This window comes from Massilia terrae (assembly GCF_024753145.1).
Lineage (GTDB): Bacteria > Pseudomonadota > Gammaproteobacteria > Burkholderiales > Burkholderiaceae_D > Telluria > Telluria terrae.
In genome coordinates this window covers 855,898-869,232 of record NZ_JANUGU010000001.1, presented here as the reverse complement: position 1 = coordinate 869,232, position 13,335 = coordinate 855,898, and the positions used below count along the sequence as shown (strand labels likewise).

At 65.3% G+C, this 13,335-nt stretch carries 9 protein-coding genes; 6 read left to right on the top strand and 3 right to left on the bottom strand.

The genetic code is table 11. The features are described 5' to 3' along the window. Nucleotides 1-5 precede the first annotated feature (5 nt). The 5 genes from NX778_RS03825 (at nucleotide 6) to purU (ending at nucleotide 4,976) form a co-directional block, all read left to right on the top strand. Complete coding sequence (locus NX778_RS03825; RefSeq protein WP_258810345.1) at nucleotides 6-1,547, top strand: YHS domain-containing protein; 1,542 nt, start codon at nucleotides 6-8, stop codon at nucleotides 1,545-1,547. 18 nt (nucleotides 1,548-1,565) lie between these two features. Beyond that, nucleotides 1,566-1,928, top strand: coding sequence for a phenol hydroxylase subunit P4 (locus NX778_RS03820; RefSeq protein WP_258810344.1), 363 nt, complete (start codon nucleotides 1,566-1,568; stop codon nucleotides 1,926-1,928). Nucleotides 1,929-1,940: 12 nt separating this feature from the next. Beyond that, nucleotides 1,941-3,002, top strand: coding sequence for an NADH:ubiquinone reductase (Na(+)-transporting) subunit F (locus tag NX778_RS03815; protein WP_258810343.1), 1,062 nt, complete (start codon nucleotides 1,941-1,943; stop codon nucleotides 3,000-3,002). 38 nt (nucleotides 3,003-3,040) lie between these two features. Next, on the top strand, nucleotides 3,041-3,952 hold the full coding sequence (gene catA / locus NX778_RS03810; protein WP_258810342.1) for a catechol 1,2-dioxygenase: 912 nt from the start codon (nucleotides 3,041-3,043) through the stop codon (nucleotides 3,950-3,952). Nucleotides 3,953-4,085: 133 nt separating this feature from the next. Continuing rightward, a complete protein-coding gene (purU, locus tag NX778_RS03805) occupies nucleotides 4,086-4,976 on the top strand; it encodes a formyltetrahydrofolate deformylase (RefSeq protein ID WP_258810341.1) in 891 nt (296 codons plus the stop codon). Here purU and NX778_RS03800 read toward each other — a convergent pair whose 3' ends face one another. From NX778_RS03800 to NX778_RS03790, 3 genes are all read right to left on the bottom strand, one after another. Next, complete coding sequence (locus NX778_RS03800; RefSeq protein WP_258810340.1) at nucleotides 4,977-6,512, bottom strand: alpha-L-fucosidase; 1,536 nt, start codon at nucleotides 6,510-6,512, stop codon at nucleotides 4,977-4,979. It lies immediately after the preceding gene. Nucleotides 6,513-6,532: 20 nt separating this feature from the next. Then, entirely contained in the window at nucleotides 6,533-8,929 is a 2,397-nt protein-coding gene (locus tag NX778_RS03795) for a polysaccharide lyase 8 family protein (protein WP_258810339.1), read from the bottom strand. 104 nt (nucleotides 8,930-9,033) lie between these two features. Next, complete coding sequence (locus tag NX778_RS03790; RefSeq protein ID WP_258810338.1) at nucleotides 9,034-10,089, bottom strand: LacI family DNA-binding transcriptional regulator; 1,056 nt, start codon at nucleotides 10,087-10,089, stop codon at nucleotides 9,034-9,036. Nucleotides 10,090-10,297: 208 nt separating this feature from the next. On the opposite strand from NX778_RS03790, the gene NX778_RS03785 reads away from it, so the two are divergent. Then, the gene (locus NX778_RS03785) at nucleotides 10,298-13,267 is read left to right on the top strand and encodes a TonB-dependent receptor domain-containing protein (RefSeq protein WP_258810337.1); all 2,970 of its coding nucleotides are present in this window, start codon (nucleotides 10,298-10,300) and stop codon (nucleotides 13,265-13,267) included. Nucleotides 13,268-13,335 lie beyond the last annotated feature (68 nt).

The window sequence follows — 13,335 nt, the reverse complement described above, 5'->3', positions numbered from 1 at the left end:
ACACCATGAATACCGCAACCACGCAATCGCCCAAGCAGGCGCCGGCGCAGAAAATGTCGATCCGCGACAAGTACGCCCTGCTCACCCGCGACCTCGGCTGGGACACCACCTACCACCCGATGGACAAGGTCTTTCCCCAGGACCGCTTCGAAGGCATCGTCATTCACGACTGGGACGGCTGGGAAGATCCGTTCCGCATGACGATGGACGCGTACTGGAAGTTCCAGTCCGAGAAGGAACGCAAGCTGTACGCCATCATCGACGCCTTCCAGCAGAACAATGGCCAGCTGCATGTGACCGACGCCCGCTACGTGAACGCGCTCAAGCTGTTCCTGACCGGCGTCTCGCCGCTGGAATACGCGGCCCACCGCGGCTTCGCCATGGCCGGGCGCAACCTGCGCGGCGCCGGGGCCCGCGTGGCCTGCCAGATGCAGTCGGTGGACGAGCTGCGCCACTGCCAGACCCAGATCCACACCATCAGCCAGTACAACCGCTTCTTCAACGGCTTCGCCGACTGGCGCCACATGCACGACCGCCTGTGGTACTTGTCGGTGCCCAAGTCCTATTTCGAGGACGCGATGACGGCCGGACCGTTCGAGTTCATCACCGCCATTTCCTTCTCCTTCGAATATGTGCTGACCAACCTGCTGTTCATGCCCTTCATGTCCGGCGCCGCCTTCAATGGCGACATGGCGACCGTGACCTTCGGCTTCTCGGCGCAGTCGGACGAATCGCGCCACATGACGCTCGGCCTTGAAGTGGTCAAATTCATGCTGGAGCAGGATCCGGCCAACCTGCCCATCATCCAGAAATGGGTCGACAAATGGTTCTGGCGCGGCTACCGCCTGCTCACGCTGGTGGCGATGATGATGGACTATATGCTGCCCAAGCGCGTGATTAGCTGGAAGGAAGCGTGGGAGATCTATTTCGAACAGAACGGCGGCGCCCTGTTCGCCGACCTGGCCCGCTACGGCGTGCGCATGCCCAAGTACCACGAGCAGGCCGCGCAGGAAAAGGATCACCTGTCCCACATCGCCTGGTCGATCTTCTACAACTTCAACCATGCCGCGGCGATCCACACCTGGGTGCCGGAGGAAAGCGAGCTGCAGTGGCTGAAAGAGCAGTATCCGGACAGCTTCGAGCAATACCACCTGCCGCGGCTGCGCTACTGGCAGGAACAGCACAAGGCCGGCAAGCGCTGGAGCAATCCGGGCCTGCCGATGCTGTGCCAGATCTGCCAGATCCCGATGGCCTTCCCGGAACCGGGCGACCCGACCCAGATCTGCTACCGCGAAGTTCAGCACAAGGGCGAGCGTTACCACTTCTGCTCGGACGGCTGCTGCGACATCTTCACGGGCGAGCCGGAAAAATATGTGCAGGCCTGGCTGCCGGTGCACCAGATCTTCCAGGGCAATTGCGGCGGCGCGACCTTGCCTGAAGTGCTCGACTGGTACCACCTGAAGCCCGAGGACCGCGGCGACTACGCCGACTCGGCCGACCGCGCCAACTGGGAGCGCTGGACCAGCAACAACCATGACGCCGCCTGAGCGGAAAAGGAGACCATCATGCCAGTCATCGCATTAGCCCCGGGCTACCAGGGCGAGGTCCGCGACCGCGTGGAGAACTTCCACGGCAACCAGCTCGTGTATTTCGGCTGGGATCGCCACATGCTGTTCTGCAGCCCATTCACCCTGCCGTTACCGCCCGACATGCCCTTCGCCACCCTGGTGAGCGAGGTGCTGGCGCCGCTGCTGGCCGCACATCCGGAAGGACAGTCGATCGACTGGACCGCGGCGCGCTGGCTGCGCTCGGGCGAACCGTTCCAGCCCGACCTGCAGGCCAGCCTGGGCGCGAATGGCCTCGGCCACAAGTCCGTGCTGCGCCTGCAGACACCGGGCCTTGGGGGCATTGGCGCCAGCGGCAACTGAAGGGAGGACGCCATGTGCTACCAACTGACAATCGAGCCGCTGGGCCAGACCATCGACGTGGCCGAGGGGCAGACCATCCTGGATGCTTGCCTGCGGGCCGGCGTGTGGCTGCCCCATGCCTGCGGCCACGGGCTGTGCGGCACGTGCAAGGTGCAGGCCAGCGACGGCGAACTCGAGCACGGCGCCGCCTCGCCTTTCGCCCTCATGGACTTCGAGCGCGACGAGGGTAAATGCCTGGCATGCTGCGCCACGATGCAGTCCGACCTGACCATCGAAGCCGATATCGACCCGGACCCGGACGCGCAGTGCTTGCCGCTGCTGGACTATCACGCCCGCGTGTCACGCATCGAGACCCTCACCCCGACCATCAAGGGCGTGTTCCTCGAGATCGAGCACGGCGACGCGCTGCGCTTCCAGCCCGGCCAGTACGTCAACCTGTGGCTGGCCGGCGAGGCGACACCGCGCGCCTTCTCGATCGCCTCGGCGCCGTCGTCGCGCGAAATCGAGCTGAACATTCGGCTGGTACCGGGCGGCAAAGTCACTTCCTACGTCCACGGCCAGCTGGCGGTCGGCGAACAGGTGATGCTGTCCGGTCCGCTCGGCCGCTTCTTCGTGCGCAAGAGCGATCCGCGTCCGCTGATCTTCATCGCCGGTGGCTCGGGCTTGTCCAGCCCGCGCTCGATGGTGCTGGACCTGCTCGAATCGGGCGATCCCCGGCCGATCCGGCTGGTCCAGGGGGCGCGCACGCTCGACGAGTTGTATTACCGGGACGAATTCGAGGCGCTGGCCGAGCGTCATGCGAATTTCGAATACCTGCCGGTGCTGTCGAGCGAAGCCCAGGATTCGCCGTGGACCGGGGAGCGCGGCTTCGTCCATGAACTGGCGGCGCGGCGCTTCGGGCAGGACTTCCGCGGCTGGCGCGCCTACCTGTGCGGACCGCCGCCGATGATCGAGGCCAGCATCGCGGCCCTGATGCAAGGCCGCCTGTTCGAAAAAGACATCTTCACCGAGAAATTCCTGTCGGCGGCCGACGCCGGGCAGGCCACGCGCAGTCCCCTGTTCCGGGCGCTGTGAGCCTGGCTACAACCACGTTTACCAACAAGGAGACAGACATGAACAAGCAATCCATCGCAGCACTGCTGGACAAGATCGAAAGCACCGAGACCGCCAGCGGCAATCCGCGCGTACAGGCCATCGTCAACCGGATCGTGCGCGACCTGTTCGCCACCATCGAGGACATGGACATCCAGCCAGACGAATTCTGGAGCGCGGTCGGCTACCTGACCGAAGCCGGCCGCAACGGCGAATGGGGGCTGATCGCGGCCGGCCTGGGCTTCGAGCACTTCCTCGACCTGCGCCTGGACGAGGCCGAAGCGCGCGCCGGCGTCGCCGGTGGCACGCCGCGCACGATCGAGGGCCCGCTGTACGTGGCCGGCGCTCCCGAATCGCTGGGCAGTGCGCGCCTTGACCAGGACGAGCAACCGGGCGAAGTCCTGTTCATGCAGGGCCAGGTCCGCGGCGCCGACGGCAAACCCGTCGCCGGCGCGCTGGTCGAAGTCTGGCACGCCAACCACCTGGGCGGCTATTCCTTCTTCGACCCGAGCCAGAGCCGGTACAACCTGCGCCGCTCGATCCGCACCGACGCCGATGGCCGCTACCGCTTCCGCAGCAAGGTCCCGGTGGGCTACAGCGTGCCGCCTGGCGGCTCGACCGACAAATTGTTGAAGCTGCTGGGCCGTCACGGCACCCGGCCGGCCCACATCCACTTCTTCGTTACCGCGCCGGGGCACCGCAAACTGACCACGCAGATCAACATCGACGGCGATCCCTACCTGTGGGACGACTTCGCCTTCGCCACCCGCGAGGGTCTGGTGCCGCCGATGAAGCGGGTGGACGACTCGGCCGCCCTGCGCGTCCAGGAACTCGAGGCACCCTACTTCGCGATCGACTTCGATTTCGAACTGCTCGCAACGCGGGACGGCCTGCCCCCGGACCAGGTCGAACGGGCGCACTTCGAAGCCTGAACGCTGATTTTTGCCGTCGTCGTCCCGGCCTGCGCCGGGACGACGGACTGGGTAGCTGGCAAAACAAAAGGAAGCGCGCAATTCCAATGCCGTGGTAACCTTGCTGTGACGCACTCAGCCACAAAGATCCAGCATGAGCACCACCGACCCGCTTTACCCTTCGCAAAAACAGTACATCCTCACCGCCAGCTGCAAAGCCGCCATCGGCATCGTCGCGGCGGTGTCCGGTTTTCTCGCACAGCGCGATTGCTATATCTGCGCGCTGGAGCAGTTTGACGACGATTCGACGCAGCGCTTTTTCATGCGCGCCGTGTTCCGGCCGATGTCCGCCGACATGGGCGTCGACCTCATTCGCGCGCAATTCCAGACCGAAGTGGCTGGCCGCCTGGAGATGGAGTGGGCGATCTACGATCCCGCCGAGCCGGTGCGGACGGTGATCATGGTGTCGAAGACCGACCACTGCCTGGACGACCTGCTGTACCGCCGCCGCAACGGTGAACTGAACATGGCGGTCACGGCGGTGGTGTCGAACCACCAGGACCTGCGCCCGATGGTCGAGCGTGAGGGCATCCGCTTCGTGCACCTGCCGGTGGACACGGAGAGCAAGCGGCGACAGGAAGAGCGCCTGCTCGAAATCCTCGACGAAACCGGCTCCGAACTGGTGGTCCTGGCGCGCTACATGCAGATCCTGTCGGACGAGCTGTCACGCACGCTGGCGGGACGCTGCATCAACATCCACCACTCCTTCCTGCCCGGTTTCAAAGGCGCCAAGCCTTACCACCAGGCCTACGACCGTGGCGTCAAGCTGATCGGCGCGACGGCCCACTACGCCACGCCTGACCTGGACGAAGGTCCGATCATCGAGCAGGTGGTGGCACGCGTCGACCACAACTACAAGCCCGAGCAACTGGTGCGCGTGGGCCGCGACAACGAGTGCCTGGCACTCGCCGCCGCGGTCAAGTTCCACATCGAGCGCCGCGTTTTCGTGGACGGCAACAAGACCATCGTCTTCCGCGGCAGCTGATTAGCGCAGCTGCACCGCCACTACGTCAGGCAGCCTGGTGCGGCGCGCAGCCGGCAGGCGCACGGTGAGCTTGCCGTTCGCGAACTCGCTCTGCACTGGCTTGCCGTCGCCAAGCAGGGTCACTGTGGCGGGCGCGGCCGCCAGGCCTTGCAGCACCAGATCCGTGTCGCTTGGCGCAATCAAGTCCTCGTCAAACGCCCGCTCCTTTTTCGTGAACGCAGGCACCGCGAACAGGAAGCGCTGGCGGCCGGACGCCGTGGCCGGCACCGAAGCCTTTTCGCTTTCCGGCAGCGCAGCGGCTTGCACAGCGGCGCGGTTCAGTTTCATCCACGCGGCCACCTCGGCCAGTTTGGTGTAGGCCTCCGGGGCCAGCTCGCCATTCGCGTCGGGACCGACATTTAGCAACAGGTTGATGTTCAGCGAGCGGGCAAGCGCAAGGTTGGCGAGTTCGAAGCCGGCCGAGTAGAACGGCGTTTTGGTGTAACTCCAGCCCTGGGTCCAGGTCGTGCACCATTCGGCCCATTGCCCGCGCGAGACCTTGCCGGTCTTCAATACCGGGCCTTCGAAAGTGGCGAAGTCGCCATCATGAAAGTAGCGCGGCGACAGCACGATGCCCGGCTGCAGCTCGCGCACCCGCGCCTGCGTCAAGCGCGGAGCGTCGCCCTCGGGCGCGGGAATCGCGCCGTCGAACCACAACATATCGATCTTCCCGTAACGCGTGAGCAGTTCCTCGACCTGGCCCTTGACCACGGCGTTGTACTCGGCCAGGTGCCTGGCCTTCTCTTCGTTTGTCTTGAACACGGTGCGCGGCTTGAGGTCGGCGTCCAGTTCCGGAAGCCAGGGATTCATGCGCGCCGTGCCGTAATACATGAAGTTCATGTAGTCGCGGTCGAAATGCCAGTTCGGCGGCGAATAGTAAAGCCCGACCTTGAGGCCATACTTGCGGGCCGCATCGACAAAAGGCCGCACCAGATCGCGCCCACCCATATAGTTTTTGGTATTGAATCCGCCGTAGGCGCTGGGCCACAGCGCGAAGCCGTCATGGTGCCGGGTGGTCAGCACCACGTACTGCATGCCGGCGGCCTGGGCCGCGGCCATCCATTTTTCCGGATCATAGTGCTGGGGATTGAAGTCCTTGGCAACTTCCCAGTACTTGTTGGGCGTGATCGACGGTGGCTTGCCGTCGAAGTTCCAGTCGGCCTCGCGGATGATGCGCGCCTGCTCCTTGGGATCGGTGAAGGACTTGTTCTTCCAGGCGCCGACGATCATGGCCCAGGACAGGTCGCCGACCCGTTGGTCGCGCGTATCGAACACGCTGGTCAGGCCCCAGTGGATGAACATGCCGAAGCCGGCCTGCGGGAACCACTGTGCATCGGGATGGCTGGTGTGCGGGGCCGGTTTGTTGTCCTCGACAATGCCGATGGCGCCATGCTGGGCCTTGGCGACGTCTTGCGCCAGGGCGGGGGCAGTCGCAGCCATGCCGCAGCACAGCAGCGCGGAGCGAAGCGAGGAACTGAAACGGTGGGGAAGATTCACGATATCTCTTCAGTTGATGGTTAGGGCAGGATGAATTCGGCGTTGAAACTCGCACCGGCGGCGCCGGCGGTGTCGATGCGTAGCCGCAGTTGCGGCGCCGTTGCGAGGACCGTCACTCCGGCGCCAAGCTTGACCACGTGGGCCACCGGCTGCGCGAGCCGCACTTCCAGCACTTTCTCGCCCTGGGTCGGCTCGGCGATCGCCAGCCGCAGGCGGCCCGCGGCCACGCTGGCCACCACGGCTGCCGGCGCCGAACTCCAGACATAGTCACGGCCGCCGCGCGGCGCGCTGCCGGCCTGCCACAAGTCGGCGGCATACACGCCCTCGCCGGGCTCGGACACGGCCGCGGCATGTTCGTCATTGGCTTCGATGCGCAGGCCCGGATCGCCGGCGGCGGCGCGCGTCGCTTCGACGCTGGCGTTCGGCAGCAGCAGGTAGGCGTAGCGCGGGCTGCCCTGCGGAATGCCCAGCACCTGGTAGCTGTCGCGAACCACGCCCGCCGGACCCGACAAACCATTGATGTCGCGCCAGCTGCCGCTGCGTTCGGAACGTTCGGCGCGGACCGGCATGGCTTGGGGGAACACGTAGCCGATGCTGCTGCCGGCCTTGTCGTCCTGCAGATGCGCCCAACGCGCGCTTGCCACGCTGCCGTTGCCCAGCGGCTGGCCATTGACCAGCAGGCGCGCGCCGGCCGGATCCGCCAGACGGCGGTTTTCCACGATGGTCTCGACCTGCCCCTGCCCGCCGCCGATACCCGAGCCCAGCGCAAGAACGCGGTCGCCGAGCTGGAACCAGGCCTTGCGTCCATGCAGATCAGAGCCGGTCACGTCGCGCAACGAGAACACCATGCCCAGTGCCGCGTACTTGCCCAGCGCTGCGCCGCCGACCCAGGTGTCGGAATTAGGGTATTTCTTCCACTCGACCGGCCGGCCCTGGCCCGAATGATCGGTGGTGGTGCCCGGCAGGCGCTGGAGATCGATGGTCGCCCAGTAATTGCCATCGAACTGCGCCTGGTCGGGGCCGTACAGCTGCAGCACCCCCATGCCGCTCCACCAGGGATGCAGGTTTTCGCTATTGCCGGCCTCGAAAGAAGAAATGCGCGGCGAGCTCATGCTCAGTACGGCCGCAAAGCCGCGGCCGCGCAGGATGGCACGGTCCATCGAGGCGTAGATGCGGGCGCCCTCCTCCTCGGCTGCAGCCCGTGTGGCGGGGTCGGCCGCGATCTGCTGCAACAGACCGCGCTCGTACAGGCCGACCTCCTTGCCGTCCGCTCCCCCCAGATAGTTCGCGCCGAACGTGCGGTCGCGCTGCATCCAGCCCTTGATGGCGGCGCGCAGGGCGGCGCGCTGTTCCGGCGGCGCCTGATCCGCGATCACGGCGAGCGACGCCGCCATGCCGCGCCCCACCTTGTGGTCGGTTTGGCCGTGCCGGGATACGCCGCGGCCGCGCAAGGCGTCCGGCATGGCGCCGTCGATGATCGGCGCGGCGAAGCCTTCGAGCGCCCACTGGAAGATGCGTGGCGCACGCGGATCGCGCAAGGCCCATTCGGAATCGCCCAGGATATACAGCAAGCGTGCATAGTCGGCCAGCGCCACCGCGCCGTAGCCACCGTTGTAGGCGACGTGGCCATGCTGGATAAAGGAACCGTCGCGGTAGAAGCCGTTGCCACTGGTGGCGTAATCGAGCGTCAGGGCCAGCCCGTCGCGCCCTGCCGCGATACGCTCGCCATCCTTGCCCAGCATGCCGCTCAGGACCATCACCAAGGACTTGTCCAGCAGGTTGGCGCCCTCCTCGGCCCACTTCCGGTCCACCTTGCCATCGGCGAGCGTCTTGTAGCGGGCATCCGGCACGTGCCAGTTGACCGCCTCCAGCGTACGCCGGCGCAGCTCGGCGGGCACGGCCTCGTCGGCCAGGGTCAGCACATTGAGCAGCAGCAGCGGCGTGCCGATCTGCCAGTCCCACCAGTTGCCGAACTCGTGGCGGCCGGCGGTGTAGTAGTGGCGCACCAGCCAATCGAGCCCGACCGCCAGCCCGGCGCCAAGGCGGGCATCGTGCCAGGACGGCGTGCCGGGCGCGGCAAAGGCGCGCGCCATCTGCTCCAGGCGCGCGGCGTTCGCGGTGACGGCGGCCGATGCCTTGATCGGGTAAGGATCATCGAAGCGGGCCAGGTCCTTCCACAAGGCCTTGGCGTCCGGATCGCGGGCCATGCCGTCCAAGGCGCGCTGGGCCGCATCGGACTGCGACAGCAATTGCTGCGCCACGCTGGAGTCGCCGCGGTCCTGCGCCGCCGTACCCACCAGCTTGACTTGCCAGCGTTCGCGCATGGCATCGAACTCGTCGCCGGCCAGCGCCGCCGCCGGCACCAGGCTGCCAGCCAGGACACAAGCAAGCCACCAATTTTTTTTCGCAGATTGCATTCCCATTCGCCGTCTCCGTATCGCAATATGGGAACGTTATCATGCGAAAAGCGGAAATGGCAAGCTCCGGATCGCGATCGCGAGCGTTCGAGTGTCGAGAAAAACTAGGCGCGCTGCCGCCGGCTGCGCCTGGAAGTGCTGCACGCAGGCGCCGGTCCGGTCGACGCACGGATGATGAATTCGCTCGGGAATTCGATGCGCTGGCGGCGCCCGGGCTGGCCCTGGATCCGCCGTGTCAGCTCCTGCACGGCGGCCTGCGCCATCTCCCCGAACGGATGGCGCAAGGTGGTCAAGGGCGGCTGGGTCATGGCTGCGGTCGGGATATCGTCGAAACCGATCACGGAGATATCTTCCGGAATCCGCAAGTTCTTCTCGCGGATGGCATTCAACACCCCGAGCGCCATGCCGTCATTGGCGGCGAAAATCGCGGTGGGCGGCGCGTCCAGCGCCAGGAGCTCGCGCGCTCCATCGAAGCCGGACTGCTGGCTGAAGTCGCCCTGGTAGACCAGTGCCGGATCGAGCTCGATGCCGGCATCGGACAGCGCCGACATATAGCCGCGCTCGCGCAAGTCGCTCTGGCCCGTGTAGGCATTGCCGCGCACGAAGCCGATGCGGCGGTGGCCGAGGTCGACCAGGTGCCGCACCGCGTCGTGCGCGCCGTTGACGTTATCGCCACGTACGACCGGCAAAGTGGTCTCGTGACGGAAATAGTTGATCAGGACGATGGGGCTGCTGCTTTTCTCCAGCGTTTCCAGGTAGTCGTCGGTCATGCGCGGCAGCACATAGACCAGTCCGTCCCACAGCCCATGCAGCATCTGGCTGATACGCGCGCCATTGCCGCTGCCCATGTCGCCCAGCGAGTTATAGATGAACAGGTCCATGCCGACCTTGCGCACTTCTTCGCTGAGGGCCGTGACAAAGCAATTGACCACCGACGAGGTCAGGTCGTTCACGACCACGCCGATGACGTTGGTCTTGCCGCCCTTCATCAGGCGCGCGGCGGCGTTGGGCGCGTAGCCGAGCTGCTTGGCCGCGGCCTGCACCTTGGCCCTGGTCTCTTCCGACACATAGCCTTCGCCGCTCATCGTGCGCGACGCGCTCATGACCGAGACGCCCGCCAGTTTTGCCACGTCAACCAGTGTAACGCCTGCTTTCTTCATCCTGTTTCGTGCCAGTCCCGTTAACGATATTTATATTTTATCGGAAGCACGGTCCCGGAAGGAATTTAGTTGCCGGGGCCGGCGCCGCAGGCGGGCGTCGCGCTCGTGCAAAAAAAATACAAAAGATCATCATGACGGTTAACGCTACCAGCCAGTCTTATGGTATCGTTACCTCCATCGGATAAGAATGTCCTTAATGGAGACCGTAATGAAGAACCCACGCAGCGGGATTGCCATGTTCCGCACCAAACCCATCGCCCTGGCCGTCCTCGCTGTCCTGCATGGCATCCCTGCTTTCGCACAAGAGGCCGCTCCGCCCGTCGAGCGGGTCGAGATCACCGGCTCGAAGATCAAGGGCGTCGACATGGAATCGTCGGTGCCGATCCAGACCATCACGCGCGTGCAGATCGAGGCGACCGGCGCGACCTCGCTGGATGAAGTGCTGCAAACGCTCGCGGTGTCGGGCGACGCCCGGAACCGCACCGCCGGCGCCGACCAGAACTCCTTTGCCAACCTGCGCGGCATCGGCTTCGGCCGCACCCTGGTGCTGGTCAACGGCCATCGCTGGGTCGGCAGCTCGGACCTGAACGGTTCGGTCGACCTCAGTTCAATTCCGCTGGCATCGGTTCAGCGCATCGACGTGCTCAAGGATGGCGGCTCGGTGCTGTACGGCGCCGACGCGATGGTCGGCCTGATCAACGTGGTGCTGAAGGACCATTTCGACGGCGTCGAGGCGCGCGCCTACTATGGCGACTACCAGCACGGCGGCGGCGCCCAGAAGAAGGTGGAACTGACGGCCGGCCACAGCGGCGAGCGCTTCTCGTCGATGATTTCCCTGCAATTCAACGATGGCGACGGCCTCCACAACAGCGATTACGCGCTCACGCGGCAGCGTTCGCCAGCGGGCTCGGGCTACACCAACAACACCGACAACACGCCGGCCGGCCGCTTCCAGCTGTGCAAGGGCGCGCTGCTGGCGTCCGGCGGCTGCGCTGCGGGTACCCTGGCCGATCCGACCGGCAACAAGAACAACTTCATCACCTACGACACCCCCTACAATCCGGCGCTTGGCGCGGCCGGTAACAACTGGCGCACCTATAACCGGCCAACGGACAGCTACAACAACCAGGTCTTCAACAGCCTGCTGGTTCCCCTGCTACAAAAGTCGGTCGTGGGCGACCTGTCCTACCGCTTCACCGATCACATGAAACTGCGTGTGACCGCGCAGTTCATGGACGTCGACGCCAATTCCGATGCCGCGCCGAATGACCTGAACCTCGGCCCGGGCGGCCTGGCCAACGGCACCGGCATCTTCATTTCGCCGAACAGCTACTACAACCCGTTCGGCGTGCCGGTCGGCCGCATCCAGCGTGCCGGCACCGAACTTGGCGCAGCGACGCGGGTCGCCAACACCAAGACCACGGCGATCTCGCCGGTCCTGTCGGGCGACTTCAGCTTCGCCAACCGCAACTTCGACTGGGAAGCGGGAATGGAATATGGCGCGACCCGCCAGCATGCCAACCGCCTGAACGAGGTCAGCAGCAGCCGCCTGACCAATGCCCTCGGCCCGTCCTTCAAGGATGCCAACGGCAACATCGTGTGCGGCACGCCAGGCCAGGTGATCGCCGGCTGCGTCCCGGCCAACCTGCTCGGCGCCGGCACCCTGACCCCGGCCATGCTGAACTACATCCGCTTGAACCCGAGCGAGGTGGGCTGGACCAACGACTTCCGCGACCACGACTACTTCGTGCAGATGAGCTCGGCGAACCTTTACGAACTGCCGGCCGGCTCGCTCGGCTTCGCCAGCGGCTTCGAACGGCACATCGAGTATGGCAGCACGGTGCGCTCCGCCGCGTACGACCAGGTCGACGTACTGTCTGGCACGCGCGGCAACACGGACGGCGGCTTTGGCTCGAAGGACGCCTATGCCGAGTTCTACGTACCGGTGCTGAAGGATAAGCCGTTCATCAAGATGCTCGACCTGAGCGTCGCCTTCCGCCATTCGAAGTACGACAGCGGCGCCAGTGTCAACAACAAGCAGTTCGGCTTGAAATGGAAGGTGATCGACGACCTGGCGCTGCGCGGCAGCTACAGCACCGGGTATCGCCTCGACCTGTCGGGCATCATCCAGAATACCGCCACCTCAGCGATCACGGTGACCGATCCGTGCTCGTTCACCACCAATACCAACGGCACCGTCGCCAGCAACCGCTACGCGCAACTGACGGCGGCGCAGCAGGCCCAGTGCCAGGCGGCCGGCGTGCCGGCTGGCGGCTACGATACCCGCACCGCGATTCCAGCCCAGGCAACGCAGCTGAACACCGGCAACCAGCAGCTCGGCCCGGAGCGCGACATCTTCCGTACTTTCGGCTTCGTGTACAGCCCGCACTACGCCAAGGGTCTCGATGTCACCGTCGATTACTGGGACGTGATCTTCCGCGACAGCATCCTCAAACCCAACGCGAACCAGATGGTGCTCAACTGCCTGTCGAATCCCGGCGACCCGCGCCTGTGCCCGGACGGCTGGCTGCAGCGCAACGCGAATGGCGTGGTTACCAATTTGCGCACCAGTGCGCTCAACGGCCCCGGCGGCGAGCGCTTCAAGGGCGTCGACGTCAGCCTGCGCTACCGGCCGAAGACCACGCCCTGGGGCAAGTTCGGGATCGAGCTGAACAACTCCATCCTCACCGAAGTGATCGACACTCCGGCCACGCCGGTGGACAAGGTCGGCGTGTTCACCACGGCCACCACGTCGTCGGGCTCGCACTACCGCCTGCGTTCGAACCTCAACGTGGACTGGGCGCGCGGCAACTGGAGCGCGCGCTGGGGCGCACGCTACTTCTCGAGCCAGACCGAGAACTGCACGCTGACCGGCAGCGCCTACGCCAGCGTCTGCAATGACCTGGGCCCGGTGCAGTCGCAGAGCGATCCCAACAACCCGGCGACGGCAAAATACCTGCCCTTCCTGGGCGGCGGCAGCGCCAACCGCATTCCCGCCTACACGCTGCACGACATCAGCGTCGCCTACACGCCAGCGCCGAAGAGCCGGATCAAGTTCGGGGTCAACAATGCGTTCAACAAGACGCCGCCGCTGGCCATCAACTCGAACCGCAGCTTCCCGCTCAACTTCGGGATGCCGGACCGCTTCTTCTACATGGAGTACACCCAGAAGTTCTGAGCTGGTCAACGATGATGATCCTGAATCTTCCTGCAAGCTTATGGGACGCCCGCCGGGACGGCCATACC

Bases quoted from the DNA above. Each gene is read 5' to 3' on its own strand.
- NX778_RS03815 (WP_258810343.1), top strand. From the start codon at position 1,941: ATGTGCTACCAACTGACAATCGAGCCGCTGGGCCAGACCATCGACGTG.
- NX778_RS03825 (WP_258810345.1), top strand. From the start codon at position 6: ATGAATACCGCAACCACGCAATCGCCCAAGCAGGCGCCGGCGCAGAAA.
- purU (WP_258810341.1), top strand. From the start codon at position 4,086: ATGAGCACCACCGACCCGCTTTACCCTTCGCAAAAACAGTACATCCTC.
- NX778_RS03820 (WP_258810344.1), top strand. From the start codon at position 1,566: ATGCCAGTCATCGCATTAGCCCCGGGCTACCAGGGCGAGGTCCGCGAC.
- NX778_RS03795 (WP_258810339.1), bottom strand. From the start codon at position 8,929: ATGCAATCTGCGAAAAAAAATTGGTGGCTTGCTTGTGTCCTGGCTGGC.
- catA (WP_258810342.1), top strand. From the start codon at position 3,041: ATGAACAAGCAATCCATCGCAGCACTGCTGGACAAGATCGAAAGCACC.
- NX778_RS03785 (WP_258810337.1), top strand. From the start codon at position 10,298: ATGAAGAACCCACGCAGCGGGATTGCCATGTTCCGCACCAAACCCATC.
- NX778_RS03790 (WP_258810338.1), bottom strand. From the start codon at position 10,089: ATGAAGAAAGCAGGCGTTACACTGGTTGACGTGGCAAAACTGGCGGGC.